This window comes from Bacillus sp. MUM 116 (genome assembly GCF_001866655.1).
Classification (GTDB): domain Bacteria; phylum Bacillota; class Bacilli; order Bacillales; family Cytobacillaceae; genus Neobacillus.
Genome location: NZ_MLYR01000100.1, coordinates 26193 through 47342, shown reverse-complemented (window position 1 = coordinate 47342; position 21150 = coordinate 26193). Strand labels below are relative to the sequence as shown.

The window sequence follows — 21150 nt, the reverse complement described above, 5'->3', positions numbered from 1 at the left end:
GTCCATTTTACTACTGTCGACAAATAGCGTCAAGAAACCGTATACAGAATTATTTTCTAAAAATACATTTTTTTATTGAATTTAATAGTAAAAGAGAGTGCTAAGCGCTTACATTTTTAGAGGTTGATTTTGGAAGCGTTTCCATCAAAACAACACTTTATTTATCATGATATTAAGGATAGAAATTAAAGCAAAAAGGTAATATATTTATGAGAGATAACATATTTACTATTGTAGAATAGCAAACCCCTTTATATTTGGATTTCCTTCTTTATACTCATGAAAAGATTAATGAAATAAAACTCATTTTGTATATAATAGAATAATAGAAAGAGGGGAGACATTTGATGGATAATACTGCACTTAATTTAAATACTCAAGCAGAGGAAACGAGAACGGTATCCATATTTGGTTATGAGTTAATCAGGGAAATTCTCTTGCCCGAGATTTTAGGAAAGGATACCCCGGAAATTTTATACTGGGCAGGAAAACGGTTAGCAAGAATGTATCCTTTAAATAATTTCGATGAAATAATTGAATTTTTCAGCAGAGCCTCATGGGGACATTTAACAATCAAAAATGAAGACAAGGATGAACTGGAATTTGAACTCATTAGTCCAATGATTGTTTCCCGCGTCAAATCAAAGGCAGAACACTTCTACCAACTCGAGGCCGGCTTTCTTGCTCAGCAAATCGAGTTTCAGAAAAAGGGCATTGCCGAAACCTTTGAACACCCTGCAAAAAAATCCAACAAAGTTCTCTTCACCGTAAAATGGGACAAAAAAGACACTATCGACTAAAAAATAACAAAAATAAGACAGGCACCATGGAAGAATTCACATGGTGCCTGTCACCGTTTGTGGACAAAATGGTTGTTTTGTCCATCTGGAGCAGACAGTGTTATTCTGTTAGAGCGGCTAGTTCGAATGCGTCGTGGAGGGCTTGGACTGCTTTATGCATATTCTCTTCTTCGACAACTGCTGATACCTTGATTTCTGATGTGCTGACCATTTTTACTTGGATATCATTGGATGCAAGGACTTCAAACATTCTTGCCGCTACCCCCGGATTGGAAATCATCCCTGAACCGACAATTGACACTTTAGATAATTGGTTTTCAGCATCAATTTGCTCGTAGTTTAGCAATTCTTTATGGTCCTCAAGAACTTTTAACGTTTCCATCAAATCATCTGTCTTGATGGAGAAAGAAAGATTAGCGGCACCTGCTTCTGTCGTACTTTGAATAATAATATCCACATTGATATGGTGCTGTGCAAGTGTTGTAAAAATAGTTGAAAGACTTGTTAATGAATTGGCCAGCCCTAATACCGTAACTTTTGTAATTTCATCCTCAAATGCGACACCGCGGACTACTAAATTTTGTTCCATTGTTGCTTCCTCCTCAATTATTGTTCCCTTCACTTTTTCCATACTTGAACGGACTTCAAGCCGTACCTGATAGTTTTTCGCAAACTCAACTGCCCTTGGATGAAGCACACCGGCACCTAAATTAGCAAGTTCAAGCATTTCATCATAAGAGATTGATTTCAACTGGCGTGCGCCTTTAATATATCTTGGGTCTGTCGTGAATACTCCGGAAACATCTGTGTAAATATCACAGCGATCAGCTTTTAATGCAGCCGCTAGTGCCACTGCCGTAGTATCGGAGCCGCCGCGGCCAAGAGTTGTAATTTCTCCACTTTCGGTGATTCCTTGAAATCCAGCAACGATAACAACTTTTCCATTAGACAATCGGCTTTCAATTGCCTCGGTTCTAACATCAGTAATGCGGGCATTTCCATGAACAGGTTCGGTAACAATTCCAGCCTGCCAGCCTGTAAACGAAACGGCATCAAGTCCCTTTTGATTTAATGCCATGGACAATAAGGCGATCGTGACCTGTTCCCCAGTAGTTAACAGCATATCCATCTCCCGTTTGCTTGGATGAGGAGTAATCTCTTTTGCTAAATTCAGCAGCTGGTCTGTTGATTTTCCCATTGCCGAAACAACAACCACCACTTGGTTTCCTAAAATAGTTTCTTCTTTTACACGTTCCGCAACATACATAATTCGCTCAACACTGCCAACGGACGTTCCCCCAAATTTCTGAACAATTAAACCCATTATTTCCCCTTCTTCCTGTAAGGCTATGTAGTTTTGTAAGGCTCTTTTCGTAAACTTTGTTGCTATTCATAACGAAATTCAGAAGCATAACAAGGTTCAGCATATTTACTTATTGAAAAGTGGACGAAAAGATGCCACGATGACTAACTGAATACGTGTTTTAACATCTATACGAAAAACAACAATCTATGCGAAAACAGCCTTTTGTAAAATAAAAAAAGCAATGAGAAGAGTATCTCATTGCTTTGGGAACACATAATAGCATTCTTGCGTTTACAATGTAAGATAGCTCTCCAAGACGTACTATTAGTCTTGACAATCCGGTATTTATTCAACACAGGACCAGCAAAAGAAAGAATGAGACTTTCTTCACTTCGGCGAACATCCCCTTTCATGATTCTTCTTCGAAGCTCATCCTTCTCAGAACCACTACTTTTGAAGCTCGCACCTCTACCTACACTTTATGTGGATAAAGTGTTATTAAATTTTCACTAATTATAGCATAGTACTTTTTTTCTGACAACGTTAGCTTTGGAGTTTTTTCATTAATTCCTCGGCAACATTTACCGGCAGGCCTGCAGCAGTTAATTCCTCAAGGCTGGCTTCTTTCATTTTTTTCACGGAGCCAAATTGCTTTAATAACAGTTTTTTTCGTTTCTCTCCAATGCCCGGGATATCATCCAGCAGCGATTGAAAAGCAGTTTTTCCACGAATCTGGCGATGAAACGTAATCGCGAACCGGTGAACCTCGTCTTGAATTCTTTGGAGCAAATAAAACTCCTGGCTGTTCCGTGCAAGCGGAACGATCTCAAGCGGATTACCGTACAATAATTGAGACGTCCGATGTTTTTCATCCTTCACAAGGCCTGAAAGCGGAATATCGAGTCCAAGCTCATTTTCTAGTACATCTCTGACTGCTTCCACATGCCCTTTCCCTCCGTCAATAATAATTAAATCGGGAAGCGGAAGTTCTTCTTTTAAAGCTCTGGAATATCTTCTTCTCGTAACCTCACGCATGGACTCATAGTCATCGGGACCCTGAACGGATTTAATTTTATATTTGCGGTACTCCCGTTTGTTTGCCTTTCCATCAATAAACACAACCATGGCAGAAACCGGATCCGTCCCTTGAATATTGGAATTGTCAAATGATTCAATCCGATGCGGTGTGTAAATCCCTAGTAGGTTGCCTAAGGTCTCCACAGCCTTAATCGTTCGCTCTTCGTCTTTTTCAATTAATGAAAATTTCTCATTCAAAGCAAGCTTTGCATTTTTAATCGCCATTTTGACTAGATCCTTTTTCTGTCCCCGCTGCGGCTTTATCACCTTAACTTCAAGCAGCTGTTCGGCCATTTCCAAATCAATTTCATCTTGAATGAGAATTTCTTTTGGCTTAAAATGATTGCTTTTTTGATAAAACTGCCCAAGATAGGTGAGGATTTCTTCCTCCGGTTCATTGTAAATCGGGAACATCGATACATCCCGCTCAATGAGTTTTCCCTGACGGACAAAAAAGACTTGGACACACATCCAGCCCTTATCGACCGCATATCCGAACACATCACGATCAGTGAAATCCGTCATCGTGATTTTTTGCTTCTCCATAATGGTCTCGATGTGAATAATTTTATCTCGGTATTCTTTCGCCCGTTCAAAATCTAATTCTTCAGCTGCTGCGGTCATTTTTTCGGTTAGTTCTTTCTTGATTTCTTTATAACCGCCATTTAAAAAGCGGGTAATTTCGTCGGTCATTTGTTTGTATTGTTCTTCCGCCACTTCATTGACACATGGTGCAAGGCATTGCCCTAAATGGTAATATAGGCAAACCCGGTCTGGCAGAGTAGCACATTTTCTCAGTGGATAAAGCCGGTCAAGCAGCTTTTTTGTTTCATTTGCCGCCCCTACATTGGGATAAGGACCGAAGTATTTACCTTTATCTTTTTTAACTTTTCTTGTGATAATTAATTTTGGATGCCGCTCAGCCGTCAGCTTAATAAATGGATAGGTTTTATCATCCTTGAGCATCACATTATATTTTGGGTCGTATTTTTTAATTAGGTTTAATTCAAGCAGCAAAGCTTCTATGTTTGAGGAGGTTACAATGTATTCGAAATCCTCAATTTCATTTACCAGTCTCAATGTCTTGCCATCGTGAGAGCCAGTAAAATAAGAGCGGACCCGATTTTTTAAGACCTTTGCTTTCCCTACATAAATAATCGTCCCCTGGCGGTCCTTCATTAAGTAGCAGCCAGGCTGATCAGGCAATAATGTTAATTTTTGTTTTATTATTTCATTCATCCGGCCACCCCACTCCATTCTTTTTATCTGTATAAAATTTTAAAATAAACTTGTGACAAAGGAAAGTGATGTTTTTTTGGAAAGGCTCTTTTCGTAAACTTTGTTGCTTTTGGAACTTTATAAGGGTCAATTACTAAGTTTCTAGGCAATTTTCGCAAATGTCCTTACGAAAAGATGCCACGAAACCTCTAGCTATACGGGTTGATGAAATAATACCAAAAACAACAATCTATGCGAAAATAGACTTTGGTAAAATAAAAAACCTTAGCCGGAATAAGTTCCAGCTAAGGTTTCGTGGACCAATCTTAAACGTGTTTTTCTAAAACGCTTGCTAATGCATCTTTTGGTTGGAAGCCGACAACTTTATCAACCACTTCACCATTTTTGAAAACAAGCAATGTTGGAATGCTCATTACGCCGTATTTAGCAGCAGTTTCTTGGTTTTCGTCAACATCAAGTTTAACGATTTTTACTTTATCGCCCATTTCTGAATCAAGTTCATCAAGAACTGGAGCAATCATTTTACAAGGGCCGCACCATGGTGCCCAGAAATCCGCAAGAACAAGACCTGAACTTGTTTCAGCAGAAAAATTTTGATCTGATACATGTGAAATAGCCATTTATATTGACCTCCTATAATTTACTGAAATCCTACCGAAAGTATACCATCGTTTGGTAAATCAAGCTAATAATATGTCTCGAAGATAATTTTCCCATAATTCCTTTAAGTATTCTATGCGAATCCGTTAATAAGAGCGGGCGGAACATCCCGCTCGCTCTTATTATTATGAGTGTACTTTAAGTTTTTTAAACTCTTCCGTTAACATCGGCACGACTTCAAATAGATCGCCGACAATTCCGTAGTCAGCTACTTTAAAGATATTTGCTTCCGGATCTTTGTTGATGGCAACAATTACTTTAGAGTTAGACATTCCGGCAAGGTGCTGAATCGCGCCGGAAATTCCACAGGCAATATAGAGATCAGGCGTTACAACCTTACCAGTCTGCCCGATTTGTAATGAGTAATCGCAGTAGTCTGCATCACAGGCACCACGGGAAGCTCCAACTGCTCCGCCAAGAACTTGTGCCAATTCTTTTAGCGGCTTAAATCCATCCGCACTTTTTACACCGCGGCCGCCCGAGATAACCACTTTCGCTTCACTTAAGTCAACACCTTCGCTTGCTTTGCGAACTACTTCTTTAATTATTGCACGAAGGTCTTTAATCTCTACGGAAAGGCTGGAAACTTCACCAGTTCTGCTATCATCTTTTTCTAATGGAGCAATATTGTTAGGACGAACAGATGCAAAAATTAAGCCGTCTGTTACAATTTTCTTTTCGAAGGCTTTACCTGAATAGATTGGTCTTGTAAAGACTATGTTGCCTCCTGCAGCTTCTACCTCAGTGGCATCAGAAATGAGACCTGAACCCAGTTTACCGGCAATTTTGGGCGATAAATCTTTTCCAAGTGCAGTATGGCCTAATACTAGACCTTCCGGCTTCTCTTGCTCAATTACTGCTAAAAGCACTTGAGAATAACCATCAGATGTATATTGTTTTAGTTTCTCATCTTCAACCACAACGACACGATCCGCACCAAATTGAATCAGTTCTGAACCTAAAGCGCTTACAGCTTCGCCAACTAAAACCCCAACTACTTCTCCGCCTTCAGCTACTGTTTTTGCAGCAGCAACTGCTTCGAATGAAACATTACGTAATGATCCGTCACGGACTTCTCCTAATACCAATACTTTTCTAGACATTCTATTACCTCCTGCACCATTTTGGCTAATCGTTCAATCCTGTCTTTTTCTTTGCCTTAATTCAAAGCCAATTGACTATTTCAACCCCGATTAAACTACTTTTGCTTCCGTATGAAGAAGTTGAACAAGTTCTATTACTTGGTCAGCAAGCTCGCCGCTCAATACTTTTCCAGCTTCTTTTTTAGGCGGTAAATAAATTTCGATTGTTTTGGTTTTTGCTTCTACGTCATCTTCTTCAAGATCAAGATCATCCAGTTCAAGTTCTTCAAGGGGTTTCTTTTTCGCTTTCATAATCCCTGGTAAGGATGGGTAACGAGGTTCATTTAGACCTTGTTGTGCTGTTACAAGTAACGGAAGGCTTGTTTCAATAATCTCAGAATCGCCTTCAACATCGCGGGTAACGGTTACATTGCTTCCGTCAATTTCAAGCTTTGTAATGGTTGTGACATAAGGAATATTTAATAGTTCGGCAACACGAGGGCCTACTTGTCCGGAGCCGCCATCAATGGCTACATTCCCGCCAAGGATTAGATCTGCTTCTTTATCCTTTAAATATTCAGCAAGAATTTTTGCAGTGGTAAATTGGTCGCCATTTTCAACATCATCTTCAATGTTAATTAAAACCGCTTTGTCGGCACCCATTGCCAACGCAGTGCGTAATTGCTTTTCTGTTTCTTCATTTCCAACAGAAATGACTGTAACTTCACCGCCATTTGCATCGCGTACTTGAATTGCTTCTTCAATCGCATATTCATCATAAGGGTTAATAATGAATTCCGCGCCGTCTTCATTGATTTTGCCGCCGGAAATTGTAATCTTTTCTTCAGTATCAAAGGTTCTTTTCATTAACACAAAAATGTTCATGGTTTCCCTCCTAAATTTCGAGCATTCGCTCAGTTTAAAAGATTAAGAAAACTCTTTTCAAAAAAATTTTATAAAAACTTCGTTGCAGGGTTCATCCCCACTTCTGAAGTTTATTCCCCTTTAAAATTCGGTTCTCTCTTTTCAATAAAGGCTTGAATTCCTTCTTGGCCATCTTTGGACATAAATACTTTTCCAAACAGCTCGGCTTCTTTTTTCACACCTTCGTAGAACGCTTCCGTTTTAGCATAATTTAACAATTGAATGGCCGACTGTAAAGAGCCTGGGCTTTTCTTAGAAATTTTTCGAGCTAGTGTATAGGCATTTTCTAACACTTCATTTTCCGGATAAGCATGGTTGGCTATTCCATATTGAACTGCCTGCACGCCGGTAATCGGTTCGGAAGTAAATAACATTTCTGCGGCACGGGCAACACCCACATATTTTGGCAGACGCTGTGACCCGGCAAATCCAGGAATTAATCCAAGCTGAAGCTCAGGTAGGCCAAGCTTAGCCGTTTCACTTACAAGCCTGATATGACAGGCCATTGCCAGTTCCAAGCCTCCACCTAGAGCAGCCCCGTGAATTGCAGCAATAATCGGCTTTGGAAACTTTTCCATCCGCTCGAATGTATCCTGACCATATTTTCCGAGCTGGGAAAAATCCTCTGCAGACGAAACAGTCGTGAACTCCTTAATGTCTGCACCCGCCGAGAAAAACCGGCCCTCACCATGGATTACGACTACTTTTACTTCGCGGTTTGTTTCAATTTCATCGAGCACTGTGGATAGTTCCCTAAGTACACCCGATGAAAGAGCATTTGCCGGCGGACGATTAATTGTGATGGTTGCGATTTGGTCTTCATGCCCCCATTTTAAAAATTCCAATTTTCTCCCCCCATTCGATTGACACTAACGACTCCCGAATCCATTAATTAAAAGATGATGGACCGAGGGTGCAAGTGCGTATAAATCAAACTTTTCCTCATTCATTACCCATGATGTCACGGTTTCATCAATTGTGCCAAAAATCATTTGCTTGGCAAGTCGTACATCTAGGTCATTTGAAAATTCCCCTGTTTCCTTGCCTTCCAATACGATTCTTTCAATCAGCTTCAAATATCCTTTCAGAACCTCATTTATTTTCAAACGTAATTCTTTATTGGATTGTCTTAATTCAAGCTGGGTAACAATTGCCAAGTGATGATCTTCCGAGAGCATTTTAAAATGAGATTTTATCAATATTAATAATTTCTCTGCCGCTGAGTATTTTCCTGCTATCATTTCTTCTATTTTTTCAACAAAGTTTCCCATTTTTTCTTCAAAGAGTGAGATTAGGATGTCTTCTTTGTTCTTAAAATAAAGATAAATGGTACCGTCAGCCACTCCCGCCTGCTTGGCAATTTTCGAAACCTGCGCTTGGTGGTAACCATTTTCCGCGATGGCAATCACTGCTGCATCAATAATCTGCATGTATTTTGGTTTATTTTTTTTCATCAGATGTCCCCCCTTTGAAGAAAAGGTTCATTCATTAAGAAAAGCGGAGGCGCTGGACAATTCTCAAAGTCAACAATTTTCTTCCTTACCTTCTCAAAAATGAATGAACCATCATTCATAATTTAATAATAATTTTTATTGAAACTTCTGTCAAGATTACTATACCAATTTTTCCGAAAACTTTGTATATAAAAAATAGACAAGCCAAATCTTTCAAAAAATAAAAGACCCGAATTTCACGGCCTTTTCATGTTCATGCATGTTTAGGTCGTTCTTCCTCCAGTTTTTTCTTTTCTTCTTCCACTAATGATCTTCTTAAGATTTTTCCAACCGCAGTTTTTGGAAGCTCTTTTCTAAACTCATATATTCTTGGTGCTTTATACGCTGCAAGATATTTTCTCGCAAACTGATTTAATTCATCCTCTGTGACGGTTGAACCTTCTTTCAGGACAACATAAGCCTTTACCGTTTCTCCGCGATATGGATCAGGTATTCCTGCAGCTACAGCCTCTTGAACATCCGGGTGTTCATATAAAACCTCTTCTATCTCTCTAGGATAAATATTGTATCCGCCTGCAATAATCATGTCCTTTTTTCGATCAACCACATAGAAATATCCTTGATCGTCCATATAGCCAAGATCCCCCGTCAACAGCCATCCGTCCTTTAATGTTTGTGCTGTGTCCTCAGGTCGATTCCAATATCCTTTCATTACTTGCGGGCCTTTAACTGCAATTTCACCGATTTCCCCAACAGGCAATTTTTCACCTTCCATGGACAAGATGACTGCATCCGTGTCAGGGTACGGAACCCCGATACTTCCCTTTACTCTTGGACGATCCCAAAGAAAATTCGAATGGGTGACAGGTGAGGATTCTGTTAAACCATAACCTTCAACCAATTTCCCTCCTGTTACTTCTTCAAACTTCTGCTGGACTTCAACAGGCAGCGGGGCAGAACCGCTGATACAAGCCTTAATGGAGGAAAGATTATATTTTTTCAAGTCAGGATGATTTAATAAGCCAATATAGATGGTTGGTGCACCTGGAAAAAGGGTCGGGCGCTGTTTATCGATTGTTTTTAGTGTGGTTAAGACGTCAAACTTCGGTAATAATATCATTTTTTGTGCCTGCATAACCGCGAAAATTAATACAGTTGTCATCCCATACACATGGAAAAATGGCAGGATCCCAAGGACTGACTCTTCAGCTGGCTTGCATTTATAAAGCCATGCCTGACACATCGAAGCATTTGAAACCAAATTTTTATGTGTTAGCATAACCCCTTTTGGGAAACCGGTCGTTCCTCCAGTATATTGCAGCAGTGCTAAATCTTCCTCAAAATTGAAATCGAATTCTTTTAGCTGCCTTGGCTGACCTTTTACAATCTCTTTAAACAAATGGGTGTTCCCCTCATGTTTTACATTGACGACAATGCCATATTGTTTTTTCTGGATATACGGATAAACTAAATTTTTTGGGAATGGCAGGTGATCTTTAATAGCGGTTACAATGATGTGTTTTATATCGGTACGTGATTGGACATTGGATACTCTAGGGTAGAGGATATCGAGGGTAATGATTGCAACAGCCCCTGAATCCTTCATTTGATACTCTAGTTCACGTTCCGTATACAACGGATTGGTCTGAACTACGATACCGCCCGCCATAAGAGTGGCATAATAAGCAATCACTGACTGTGGTGTATTCGGAAGCATAATGGCTACCCGGTCATCTTTTGAAATGCCGAGGTCCTGAAGATAGCAGGCAAACACAAGCGACTCTTCATAAAGTTTTTTATAGGTTATTTCCTTCCCCATAAATTGAATGGCAATTTTGTCTGGATAATTTTCCGCCGCTTGAATTAAATACTGTTGAACAGGTTCTAAAGGATACTCCAATGTAGCGGAAATTTCTTCAGGATAGTTTTTCAACCATGGTTTAAGGTCTGACATTGAACCCCCTCCTTTTTGAAAAAATTATTAAAAAATTCAAACTACTTATATTATAATATAGTCAATTTGCTTAGACAATGAAAAGAGGTTTTGAGCTAATATGGAGTGTTTTCAAATAAAAGAAAATCATCGCCCGACAAATTCCAGCGATGATTTTTTCGAGATGATTAAAAAAATACCATATACACTAATCCAATCAGCAAAAACAGGCCGCTCAAGACCATCAATAACTTTGCTAATGTTTCCACATCCGTTCTCCCCTTACGATATTCCTGCTCCAATTACATAAGACAGTCCAATGGAAATGACCATCGAAATAAAACCAACAGCACGATTATCACACTGAATCTCTTCATCAATTTTGAATTTCGGTGTTAAAAATTCATAAATAAAATAACCGGCCAGAAGAAGCACAAATCCAAAAACTCCCGAGCCGATCATCATAACCAGCGACTCATTCTGCTCAATGGAGTACCGGAAAATATTGGCGATACCAAATATTTTTCCACCTGTTGCCATTGCCACCGACATATTCCCTTTTTTAATTTCTTCCCAATTTCGATATTTCGTTACCGCTTCAAAAATCGCTAAAAAGACAATCATACATAAAATAACCACACTATAATTGGCTGCAATTTGAATATATTCGTTCTCCCAAAACTGGTTCATTACGATTCTCCCCGAACATGATTTAAATTCAACCAATGTTGAATCCTACTTGAATTCCAACCGTGGTTAAATTTTATTTAAATTCAACCACGGTTACACCCGATCCGCCCTCACCGGCTTCTCCAAATCGAATGTTCTTAACAGAGCGGTGATTTCGTAAATATTCTTGAACCCCTTGCCTTAAAACACCTGTACCCTTTCCATGGATAATCGAAACACGGGGATACCCTGATAGTAATGCATCATCTATATATTTTTCCACCTTCAACAATGCATCCTCATATCTTTCCCCACGAAGATCGAGTTCAAGTTTTACTTGAAAATCCCTTCCGCGTACGATCGCCATTGGCTTCGTTTCTACTTGTTTTGGGGTGCCTACATATTCCAAGTCTTTCTCTTTCACCTTCATTTTGAGAATGCCAATTTGAACCTGCCATTCACCTGAAGAAGATTTTTCAATTAAGCTGCCCATCTGACCAAAGGTTAGAACCTTCACTTCATCTCCTGGCTTCAATGTGTGCTTTTTCGATTTTTGGCTGGTAAGTTTGGATGACTTCTTAATTTCAGGTGCCGCTTCTTCAAGACGCTTTTTCGCCTCAATCAGCTCATGTTCTTTAATCTCGGCATGTTTTTCCGTGCGCATTTTACGAAGGTCACGTATAATTTTTTCGGCTTCGCCTTTAGCATCATCGACAATATCATTTGCCTTTTCAGCCGCCTTTTCAAGCAGGGCATCTTTATTCTCATAGAACTCAATCATTTGTTTTTGCAGGTCTTTATGAAGCTTTTCTGCCTGTTTCAGGTAATCGTGTGCTTCTTCATGTTCCTTTTCTGCCTGACGCTTGCTTTCCTCTAAAGAAGCAATCATTTTATCAATTTGATTCGTATCTTCACTAACATATGAGCGTGCTGCCTCAATGACCCGCTCATTTAACCCTAAACGCTTGGAAATCTCAAATGCGTTGCTTCTGCCCGGCACTCCTAATAAAAGCTTATACGTTGGGCTGAGCGTTTCGACGTCAAATTCCACACTTGCATTTAAGACCCCTTCCCGGTTATAGCCATAGGCCTTTAATTCCGGGTAATGGGTTGTGGCGATAACCCGTGCTCCTCTTTTGTGTACTTCGTCTAAAATCGAGATGGCAAGTGCCGCCCCTTCCTGGGGATCTGTACCGGCGCCAAGCTCGTCAAATAAGACGAGACTTTTATAATCCACTTTATTTAAGATATCGACAATATTAACCATATGGGAGGAAAACGTACTTAAGCTTTGTTCAATTGACTGTTCATCGCCAATATCGGCAAAAACCGCATTAAAAACTGTAAGCTCCGAGCCATCCAATGCCGGCACCTGCAACCCTGCCTGCGCCATTAGGGAGCATAATCCAAGTGTTTTTAATGTCACCGTTTTCCCTCCGGTATTTGGACCGGTAATTACAATCGTCGAATAGTCTGTTCCTAGAACAATATCGTTGGCGACTACTTCATCGATTGGAATTAACGGATGCCTTGCCTTAAATAATCGTATTCTTCCTTCATGATTCATAATCGGCATCGACGCTTTAATTTGCCGGCCGTATCTTGCTTTTGCAAAAATAAAATCAAATTTACCGAGAACTTCAATCATTACTTTTAATTCTGCCTCATGCTCGGCCACATTAGCCGATAATTCGGTTAAAATCCGTTCAATTTCAAGCTGTTCTTTTACCCGAATATCCTGAAGCTGATTGTTCAACTGAACAATTGCCTGCGGTTCAATAAACAATGTCTGTCCTGATGAGCTTTGGTCATGGATGATTCCGCCGTAATGACCTCGGTATTCTTGCTTTACGGGTATAACGTACCGGTCATTACGTATGGTCACAATTGCATCTGACAGCATTTTTTGTGCACTTGAGGAACGGATCATGCTTTCTAATTTTTCGCGAATCCTCGCTTCATTTGCTCGGAGCTGGGAACGCAATGAACGCAATAGTTCGCTGGCACCATCTAACACTTCCCCGCTTTCATCAATCGCATGTTTAATCGCATGCTCAAGATTGGTCAACGGAGTAATTTGTTGAGCAAGGTCTTCCAAAATATGGAGATCTAATTTTTCATCCGCAATTTCCTCAATAAACCGTTTCATTTGCCGGCTTGTAAAGATGGTACTTGCGGTTTGAACCAACTCGTGAGGGCTTAAGACACCGCCAATAACCGACCGCTTAATGTGTGCCCGAATATCATGGATCCCGGATAGCGGCACATTCCCTTTTAATCGAAGAACAGCCGTAGCTTCATCTGTTTCTGCTTGTAGTTTGACCACCTCGGAAAAGTCTGTTGAGGGCACTAATTTTTTTACTTTCTCTATACCAAGCGAGGAAGCAGCATGCTCAATCAGCTGTTCCTTCACTTTATTGAATTCTAATACCTTTAAGGTTCTTTCTTGCATGGAGCTCTGAACCTCCTTATTCTTATGATCGATTATGCAAAAATTCCAGTAAATCATTTGTCTCTAGTGCGTTTAATACAGAGGATTTTTTAATCCAGCCTTTTTTAGCTGCAGAGACGCCAATTTCCATATGTGCTAATGTATCCATTCGATGCGCATCTGTATTAATAAGTATTTTCACGCCCGCATCCTGCGCTTTTCTTAAATATTCTGCAGATAAATCGAGCCGATTCGGGTTTGCATTTAATTCCAAGGCCGTGTTGGTTTCTTTGGCTAGCTCAATAAGCATATCCAAATCTACATCGTATCCCTTCCTGCGGCCAATTTTCCGGCCGGTTGGATGGGCAATTAAATCAACATGTGCATTGGTGAGAGCCGTATTAAGCCTCTCCATTATTTTCTCCCGTGGCTGGGAAAAAGCGGAATGAATCGAGGCAATTACAAAATCCATTTCAGCGAGTATATCATCTTCATAGTCTAATGTACCATCCGGGAGAATGTCCATTTCTACTCCAGATAAAATGAGAATATCATCATATTTTTCATTTAATTTTTTAATTTCTTCCTTTTGTCTAAGGAGACGCTCACTTGTAAGACCGTTTGCCACCTTGAGATACTGGGAATGGTCGGTAATTGCCAAATATTTATATCCTCTCGCCCGGCAGGCTTCGACCATTTCTTCGATCGTATGGGCTCCGTCACTCCATGTTGTGTGCATATGGAGGTCGCCTTTTATATCCTTCAGCTCGATTAACTCGTCATAACCCAAGAATTCTTCAACCTCTTTGCCATCCTCGCGAATTTCCGGCGGAATAAATGGCAAATCAAAATGTTTGAAAAATTCTTCCTCGGAGGAAAAAGTAAGGACTTCACCTGTTTCGAGATTTTCAACACCATACTCACTGATTTTCTCGCCGCGTTCCTTGGCCAGCTGGCGCATGCGGACATTATGATCCTTTGAGCCGGTAAAGTGATGTAAGGTTGTAATAAATTCCTCCGGTTTTACAAGACGGAAATCAGCGGAAACATCATAATCCAGTCCAAAAACAACGGAAACCTTTGTGTCTCCTGCACCTATCACTTCTTTAATTTTTGGCAGGTTCAGCAAGGAGTCCTTTACGCTTTCAGGATGGTTCGTTGCAATAATAAAATCCAAGTCTTTTATGGTCTCTCTCATTCTGCGAATGCTTCCTGCACGGGAAAACCGTTCGATATCCTTCGTTTCTGCCAAAATCGCTTCGATTTGCTCGGCGATAGGAAGCATATAGGCGAGCGGCAGTCTCTCCGGCCGATTTCCCAAGTTTGCTATGGCAGCTAAAATTTTCTCTTCCGTTTTCTTGCCAAATCCGGCAAGTCCCTGTACTTTTCCGGATTTACAGGCTTCTTCTAAATCATTCACATCTTCAATTCCAAGTTCCTTATAGAGCTTGGAAATTTTCTTGCCCCCTAGTCCAGGAATTTGCAATAAAGGGATTAACCCTGCAGGAACTTCCTCTTTTAACTCATCAAGCACTGTGGTTGTCCCCGCTTTTATGTATTCATCAATTACAGCAGCTGTTCCTTTTCCAATTCCGGAAATCGCCGTAAAATCATCAATTTCTGTTAAACTGCGTTCGTCCACTTCCAATGCATTGGCTGCTTTTCGAAATGCGGAGACCTTAAACGGATTTTCTCCTTTTAGTTCCATATAAACTGCAATCATCTCTAATAATCGAATGACTTCTTTTTTATTTACTTCCATCCATTCCACCCACCTTTTAGATTAGCATAGCCTCTTTTACAAAGAAAAACTTCTCTGCTACAGAGAAGTTAAAGCAGTTGAATATTCAATCCATAGACTCTTTATTTGCTGCGAAAGGATTGGAGTATGCTTTACAATCATCCCGGCTAAAACCGAATGATCTAATGGACCCTGCAAAACTTCCAATGGAATCAGCGCAGCAATATATAATAAAATAAAAATAAGTAAATAGACTTCAGCAAACCCAAGGAATCCCCCTGCCCAAACATTCAGAAATCTAAGAATCGGCAAATGGGCAATAAAATCAAGCATGGAACCAATGATTTGACACAGCACTTTTACAGCAAAAAAGATAATAACGAAAGCAATTGCGCGATAAAAAGCTGCTTCCATATTACCGCTATCTGTTAATAGTTTTAATGTCGTGTCCTTCCCTAATTTAGGGTAAGGAATCCACAGTGTTAGCTTGGAAGCCAAATCATCATAGTATAAATTTGCAACAATATATGCAATAATAAAACCTGTTAAATGTACAAGCTGGAGAATAAACCCCCTTTTTAGGCCTGTAAAAAATCCGATAATTAATAATATAATAATGGCTAAATCCAGCATCGACTTTTCAGTCCTTTTCCTTTATTAATTCAGCTTTCCTGTGCTCGAATTGATCTTTAATTTTAATATAATCATTGACGGCATTTACCGCTGTTAAAACGGCAAGTTTACTTACATCGAGCGATGGATTCTTAGAACTGATTTCCCGCATTTTATCGTCGACTAATGAAGCTACAAGCCTGATATGGCTGGAACTTTCAGCTCCGACAATGACATACTGCTGTCCGTAAATATCAACGGTTGTCCTTGATTTTTGTGAGTTTGACAACGTAAATGCCCCCATTCAAAAGAATCCTACACTATATCATATCATGAACGGGTATACGTGGAAAAGTTAAACCATTTACATATGTGGAAAAACCTTAGGAACTTCATCAAATGAATTATAAAAATGTAGAAATGTGGTGCTCATTTTGGGGAATATTGTTTTAAAACGCGATTTAAATGAAATAACAAAAATGAAAGACTACTACAGTACCTATTTAATCGATAAAACCCCTCCAGGAAGTTTATTCGCTGCCAAAACTCCATCTTGTATGATTACTGCTTATAAATCCGGCAAAGTCCTTTTTCAAGGTAATGATTGTGAAAAGGAAGCTGGCAAATGGGGAGAAGCTTCTCCAAAGGAATCTGCTCCTGTTAAAAAAACCGTTCCGACAAAATCTAGTTCCCCTAAGGGCAAGTTGCCGGCGGGAATTGGTCTGATGTCGGCCATCGGTTCGGATGAAGTGGGTACGGGAGACTTTTTCGGCCCCATTACCGTTGTTGCTGCTTATGTAAAAAAAGAGGATATTCCGTTATTAAAAGAATTGGGCGTCCGGGATTCAAAGGATTTAAATGATGAAAAAATTATTAAAATTGCCAAAGTGATTAAAGATGTTATTCCATTTAGCCTGTTAACGTTGAAAAACGATAAGTATAACAAGCTGCAACAATCGGGAACGTCGCAAGGAAAGATGAAGGCACTCCTTCATAATCAGGCTATTCTACATTTGTTAGAAAAAATTTCTCCCGATAAACCTGAGGCGATTTTAATTGACCAATTTGTGCAGGAAAGCACGTATTATCAACATCTTAAAGGGCAGAAAGCGATTGCCAGTGAGAATGTTTATTTTAGTACAAAAGCAGAAGGGATTCATCTAGCCGTTGCCGCTGCTTCTATCCTTGCGCGCTATGCTTTTGTTCAATATATGGATAAGCTTAGTGCTGCGGCCGGTTTTACGATTCCTAAAGGGGCCGGATCACAAGTCGACGAAGCAGCAGCCAAGCTAATTTTGAAAAAAGGACAGGATGTTTTACCTGGATATGTGAAACTGCATTTTGCCAACACCGAAAAAGCGATGAATCTTGTAAAGAAAAAGAGGGGCTGAAATAATCTTCAGTCCCTCTTTTCTTTAGCCCCGTAACACAGCTCCTGCTTTTTCTTTTAATGCATCAAGTACTTTATTATGAACCTTTGTAACTTCTTCATCTGTTAATGTCCGTTCCGGATCTGCATATTTTAACGAGAAGGCAATCGATTTTTTACCTGCTTCCATATGCTCCCCTTCATATAAATCGAACACATTTGCTTCTTTAATTAACGGTGCCCCAGTTGTTAAAATAATTTCCTTTAATGTGCTTGATACCGTTTCTTTATTCGCTACAAGTGCAATATCTCTTGTAATTGACGGGAATCTTGGAATCGCTTCATATTGAAGTGCAGCAGTTTCCTCTCCAAGAATACCCTTCAATGAGAGCTCAAACACATAAGTATCTTTTAAATCAAGCTCTTTTTGAACACTTGGATGTACTTGCCCAATAAAGCCGACCATTTTGCCATTCAATTGTACTTCTGCTGTACGGCCCGGATGCATGCTATCTACCTTTGCTTGAACAAATTCTGCTTGATCAAGCAGTCCTAGTTTTGCAAACAATCCTTCCAGAATTCCTTTTAAAACAAAGAAATCAACCGGCTTTTTCTCTCCCTGCCATGAGTGGCTATGCCATAAGCCAGTGATTGCCGCCGCTGCATGTTCTTCCTCTGTTGGAAGTACATCGGCACCGTTCGATAAGAACACTGCACCTGTTTCGTACACTCCCAAACTGTCATTTTGGCGGGCACTATTGTATTTTAATACCTCCAATAACTGTGGCATAATGCTTAGGCGGAGGATGCTGCGCTCTTCACTCATCGGCATTGCCAGACGGATGGTATCAGTTTGCGAAAGAGCGAATTGTGCCGATTTTTCTTCACTTGTTAAGGAATACGTAACCGCTTGGTAAAGACCGGCCCCCTCTAAATATTGACGGACAACGCGGCGCTTTTTCTGATAATCAGATAGCTTCCCAGGTGTGGAAGAACCGACTGGCAATGTTTTCGGAATATTGTCATAGCCATATAGACGGGCCACTTCCTCAATTAAGTCCTCTTCAATTTTTATATCACCACGGCGAGTCGGAGCCGTAACCGTAACTAATTCATTTTCAATGGTTACGCCGAATTGCAGACGTTCAAAAATATCTTTTACTTCAGAAGCATTTAAATCCGTTCCAAGTACACGATTAATTTTTTCAAGAGTAATCGAGACTACAGCAGGCTCAACTTTAAGGGTATCGACTTCTGCTGTTCCTTCTAACACTTCACCACAGGCGTATTTCGCCATTAGGTAAGCGGCACGATCTCCAGCGGTACGAACACGATTAGGGTCCACCCCTTTTTCAAAACGGGCACTTGCTTCACTTCGTAATCCATGATCTTTTGAAGCTTTTCTTACAACGGCTCCGCTGAAATAAGCTGCTTCCAATAGTACAGTTGTTGTATCAGAAATTACTTCAGAGTTGGCTCCGCCCATTACACCTGCAATGGCAACCGGTTCGGTACCATTTGTAATAACAAGATGGTCGGATGTTAATGTCCGTTCTGCATCGTCAAGTGTCACAATTTTTTCGCCATCTTTCGCACGGCGGATAAGAATTTCTTTTGAACCAAGGCGGTCATAGTCAAACGCATGAAGCGGCTGGCCGTATTCTAATAAAATATAGTTTGTAATATCGACCACATTATTGTGCGGACGAATTCCCGCATTCATTAAGCGAGTTTGCATCCATAATGGAGATGGGCCGATTTTTACATTTTTAATCATTTTAGCAACGTATAATGGATTATCTTCTTGCGCTTCAACAACCACTTTTACATAATCCGATGCTTTTTCACTTGTTGATTGAAGAGCTGTTTCAGGAAGTTTTACATCGCGACCGAGAATTGCTGCCACCTCGTAAGCAACACCCAACATGCTTAAGCAGTCAGCACGGTTTGGTGTCAAGCCAAGTTCAAGAACTTGATCATCCCTGTTTAATAATGAAAGTGCATCAGCACCAACTTCTGCATCAGCAGGAAAAACAAAGATTCCCTCAGAATATTCTTTTGGAACAATTTTTCCTTCCATGCCAAGCTCGGTTAATGAACAAATCATCCCATTTGATTCTTCTCCGCGAAGCTTTGCTCTTTTAATTTTAAAATTGCCTGGAAGCACGGCGCCAACCTTGGCAACCGCAACCTTTTGTCCTTGGGCCACATTTGGTGCGCCGCAAATAATTTGTACATATTCCCCTTCACCGATATCCACAAGACACTTGCTTAATTTATCGGCATTTGGGTGTTGCTCACGTTCCTTTACATATCCAACTACTACACCCTTAATTCCTTCGTTAAGAACCTCAACGCCCTCAACTTCAATCCCGCTCTTGGTAATTTTTTCAGCTAATTCTTCTGCCGTTACTCCGGATAAATCCACATAATCCTGGAGCCATTTATATGAAACGAACATGTCGTCACTCCTCCTTATTGATTACTTTACTGGTTACTCATGCTTTGAAAATTGCTTTAAGAAACGAACGTCATTTGTGTAGAAATGACGGATATCATCAATTCCGTATTTCAACATGGCAATCCGTTCAGGACCCATTCCAAACGCGAAACCGGTGTATTTTTTCGAATCATATCCAGCCATTTCCAATACGTTGGGATGAACCATTCCGGCACCAAGAATTTCAATCCAGCCTGTTTTCTTACAAACATTACAGCCCTGTCCGCCGCAAATTTTACAAGAAATATCCATTTCAACAGATGGCTCTGTGAATGGGAAAAAGCTTGGGCGGAGACGGATTTCCCGGTCTTCCCCGAACATTTTTTTCGCAAAAACTTCCAATGTACCTTTAAGGTCGCTCATGCGGATGTTTTCACCGACGACAAGACCTTCAATCTGCATAAATTGATGGGAGTGTGTCGCATCGTCGTTATCGCGGCGGTACACTTTTCCTGGACAAATAATTTTAATCGGCCCTTTGCCTTCGTTCTTTTCCATTGTCCGTGCCTGCACAGGTGATGTATGGGTACGAAGCAAAATTTCTTCTGTGATATAAAAAGAGTCCTGCATGTCGCGTGCCGGGTGTCCTTTTGGCAGGTTTAGCGCTTCAAAGTTATAGTAATCCTGCTCAACCTCCGGACCTTCTGCAACCTGATAACCCATGCCAATAAATAAGTCTTCAATTTCTTCAATAATTCTTGTTAACGGATGGTGGTTGCCCACTTTAACCGGACGGCCTGGAAGCGTGACATCAATCGTTTCAGAAGCCAATTTCTCAAATACTGCAGCTTCTTCTAAATCCTTTTGCTTTGCTTCAAGCTTGACCGAAATTGCCTCACGTACTTCGTTGGCTAAAGCCCCCATAATGGGACGCTCTTCCGCAGAAAGCTTGCCCATCCCACGGAGCACCTCCGTAATCGGCCCCTTCTTCCCTAAATACGCAACACGAATATCATTCAATTCCTTTAAATCGGAAGACTGCTCGATCTTCCCGATCGCTTCCTCCTGCAACTCCTTTAAACGTTCTTGCATCAGAATTTCCTCCTTTTAATTTCGACAAATTTCGGGTGGCGACAGGCACTCGTCGAATTCAACAAATAAAAAACCCCATCCCCAAAAAGGGACGAGGTTACAGTTCGCGGTACCACCCTTGTAAACACTGTATGTATAAAACATTTAGCGTTCGCTTCATTGGGATAACGGCTTCAAGCCGATGCATCTTTACATTTTCAAGAGAAAATGGTCCCGATGCCAACTCGGGAGGTGAACTTCTCTTGTATGAACGCGTAAAAGTGCTTTCAGTCACGGCACTTTCTCCCTAAAAGGTTCTGTACAAGGTACTTTTCTCCGTCT

At 40.5% G+C, this 21150-nt stretch carries 17 protein-coding genes and 1 riboswitch; of the genes, 2 read left to right on the top strand and 15 right to left on the bottom strand.

Annotation, left to right across the window (positions count from 1 at the left end; genetic code table 11):
* Nucleotides 1-347 precede the first annotated feature (347 nt).
* A complete protein-coding gene (locus tag BIV60_RS22575; RefSeq protein WP_071357974.1) occupies nucleotides 348-800 on the top strand; it encodes a YslB family protein in 453 nt (150 codons plus the stop codon).
* A gap of 100 nt (nucleotides 801-900) precedes the next feature.
* On the opposite strand, the gene BIV60_RS22570 is transcribed toward BIV60_RS22575, so the two are convergent.
* The 13 genes from BIV60_RS22570 to zapA form a co-directional block, all read right to left on the bottom strand.
* On the bottom strand, nucleotides 901-2124 hold the full coding sequence (locus tag BIV60_RS22570; RefSeq protein WP_071357973.1) for an aspartate kinase: 1224 nt from the start codon (nucleotides 2122-2124) through the stop codon (nucleotides 901-903).
* 278 nt (nucleotides 2125-2402) lie between these two features.
* Nucleotides 2403-2585: riboswitch (Lysine riboswitch) on the bottom strand.
* A gap of 64 nt (nucleotides 2586-2649) precedes the next feature.
* On the bottom strand, nucleotides 2650-4422 hold the full coding sequence (gene uvrC, locus BIV60_RS22565) for an excinuclease ABC subunit UvrC (RefSeq protein ID WP_071357972.1): 1773 nt from the start codon (nucleotides 4420-4422) through the stop codon (nucleotides 2650-2652).
* A gap of 305 nt (nucleotides 4423-4727) precedes the next feature.
* Complete coding sequence (trxA, locus tag BIV60_RS22560; RefSeq protein WP_071357971.1) at nucleotides 4728-5042, bottom strand: thioredoxin; 315 nt, start codon at nucleotides 5040-5042, stop codon at nucleotides 4728-4730.
* Nucleotides 5043-5207: 165 nt separating this feature from the next.
* Entirely contained in the window at nucleotides 5208-6185 is a 978-nt protein-coding gene (locus BIV60_RS22555; protein WP_071357970.1) for an electron transfer flavoprotein subunit alpha/FixB family protein, read from the bottom strand.
* Between the two features lie 90 nt (nucleotides 6186-6275).
* Nucleotides 6276-7049: an electron transfer flavoprotein subunit beta/FixA family protein gene (locus tag BIV60_RS22550; protein WP_071357969.1), complete on the bottom strand. Its 774-nt coding sequence runs from the start codon at nucleotides 7047-7049 to the stop codon at nucleotides 6276-6278.
* Between the two features lie 110 nt (nucleotides 7050-7159).
* Entirely contained in the window at nucleotides 7160-7933 is a 774-nt protein-coding gene (locus BIV60_RS22545; RefSeq protein ID WP_071357968.1) for an enoyl-CoA hydratase, read from the bottom strand.
* Nucleotides 7934-7957: 24 nt separating this feature from the next.
* On the bottom strand, nucleotides 7958-8542 hold the full coding sequence (locus tag BIV60_RS22540) for a fatty acid metabolism transcriptional regulator FadR (protein WP_071357967.1): 585 nt from the start codon (nucleotides 8540-8542) through the stop codon (nucleotides 7958-7960).
* A 253-nt stretch (nucleotides 8543-8795) separates the two neighbouring features.
* Complete coding sequence (locus BIV60_RS22535; protein WP_071357966.1) at nucleotides 8796-10496, bottom strand: long-chain-fatty-acid--CoA ligase; 1701 nt, start codon at nucleotides 10494-10496, stop codon at nucleotides 8796-8798.
* A 261-nt stretch (nucleotides 10497-10757) separates the two neighbouring features.
* Entirely contained in the window at nucleotides 10758-11165 is a 408-nt protein-coding gene (locus BIV60_RS22530) for a DUF350 domain-containing protein (RefSeq protein WP_071357965.1), read from the bottom strand.
* 73 nt (nucleotides 11166-11238) lie between these two features.
* Nucleotides 11239-13596 (bottom strand): endonuclease MutS2, encoded by a 2358-nt coding sequence (locus tag BIV60_RS22525; RefSeq protein WP_071357964.1) that lies wholly within the window; start codon nucleotides 13594-13596, stop codon nucleotides 11239-11241.
* Between the two features lie 22 nt (nucleotides 13597-13618).
* Nucleotides 13619-15337 carry a DNA polymerase/3'-5' exonuclease PolX gene (polX, locus tag BIV60_RS22520; RefSeq protein WP_071357963.1) on the bottom strand — a complete coding sequence of 573 codons (1719 nt, stop codon included), beginning with the start codon at nucleotides 15335-15337 and terminating at the stop codon, nucleotides 13619-13621.
* Between the two features lie 57 nt (nucleotides 15338-15394).
* Complete coding sequence (locus tag BIV60_RS22515) at nucleotides 15395-15949, bottom strand: CvpA family protein (protein WP_071357962.1); 555 nt, start codon at nucleotides 15947-15949, stop codon at nucleotides 15395-15397.
* A gap of 7 nt (nucleotides 15950-15956) precedes the next feature.
* Complete coding sequence (gene zapA, locus BIV60_RS22510; protein WP_071357961.1) at nucleotides 15957-16217, bottom strand: cell division protein ZapA; 261 nt, start codon at nucleotides 16215-16217, stop codon at nucleotides 15957-15959.
* A gap of 145 nt (nucleotides 16218-16362) precedes the next feature.
* Between zapA and rnhC the strand changes: the two genes are divergently transcribed.
* Complete coding sequence (gene rnhC / locus BIV60_RS22505) at nucleotides 16363-17319, top strand: ribonuclease HIII (protein WP_083402403.1); 957 nt, start codon at nucleotides 16363-16365, stop codon at nucleotides 17317-17319.
* 24 nt (nucleotides 17320-17343) lie between these two features.
* Here rnhC and pheT read toward each other — a convergent pair whose 3' ends face one another.
* Nucleotides 17344-19758: a phenylalanine--tRNA ligase subunit beta gene (gene pheT, locus BIV60_RS22500; RefSeq protein WP_071357960.1), complete on the bottom strand. Its 2415-nt coding sequence runs from the start codon at nucleotides 19756-19758 to the stop codon at nucleotides 17344-17346.
* 33 nt (nucleotides 19759-19791) lie between these two features.
* A complete protein-coding gene (pheS, locus tag BIV60_RS22495; protein WP_071357959.1) occupies nucleotides 19792-20829 on the bottom strand; it encodes a phenylalanine--tRNA ligase subunit alpha in 1038 nt (345 codons plus the stop codon).
* Between the last annotated feature and the right edge of the window lie 321 nt (nucleotides 20830-21150).

Coding starts and splice junctions, on each gene's coding strand:
- BIV60_RS22530 (WP_071357965.1), bottom strand. CDS start 11,165: ATGAACCAGTTTTGGGAGAACGAATATATTCAAATTGCAGCCAATTAT.
- pheS (WP_071357959.1), bottom strand. CDS start 20,829: ATGCAAGAACGTTTAAAGGAGTTGCAGGAGGAAGCGATCGGGAAGATC.
- uvrC (WP_071357972.1), bottom strand. CDS start 4,422: ATGAATGAAATAATAAAACAAAAATTAACATTATTGCCTGATCAGCCT.
- BIV60_RS22575 (WP_071357974.1), top strand. CDS start 348: ATGGATAATACTGCACTTAATTTAAATACTCAAGCAGAGGAAACGAGA.
- BIV60_RS22525 (WP_071357964.1), bottom strand. CDS start 13,596: ATGCAAGAAAGAACCTTAAAGGTATTAGAATTCAATAAAGTGAAGGAA.
- BIV60_RS22550 (WP_071357969.1), bottom strand. CDS start 7,049: ATGAACATTTTTGTGTTAATGAAAAGAACCTTTGATACTGAAGAAAAG.
- BIV60_RS22535 (WP_071357966.1), bottom strand. CDS start 10,496: ATGTCAGACCTTAAACCATGGTTGAAAAACTATCCTGAAGAAATTTCC.
- BIV60_RS22540 (WP_071357967.1), bottom strand. CDS start 8,542: ATGAAAAAAAATAAACCAAAATACATGCAGATTATTGATGCAGCAGTG.
- pheT (WP_071357960.1), bottom strand. CDS start 19,758: ATGTTCGTTTCATATAAATGGCTCCAGGATTATGTGGATTTATCCGGA.
- trxA (WP_071357971.1), bottom strand. CDS start 5,042: ATGGCTATTTCACATGTATCAGATCAAAATTTTTCTGCTGAAACAAGT.
- BIV60_RS22555 (WP_071357970.1), bottom strand. CDS start 6,185: ATGTCTAGAAAAGTATTGGTATTAGGAGAAGTCCGTGACGGATCATTA.
- BIV60_RS22570 (WP_071357973.1), bottom strand. CDS start 2,124: ATGGGTTTAATTGTTCAGAAATTTGGGGGAACGTCCGTTGGCAGTGTT.
- polX (WP_071357963.1), bottom strand. CDS start 15,337: ATGGAAGTAAATAAAAAAGAAGTCATTCGATTATTAGAGATGATTGCA.
- BIV60_RS22515 (WP_071357962.1), bottom strand. CDS start 15,949: ATGCTGGATTTAGCCATTATTATATTATTAATTATCGGATTTTTTACA.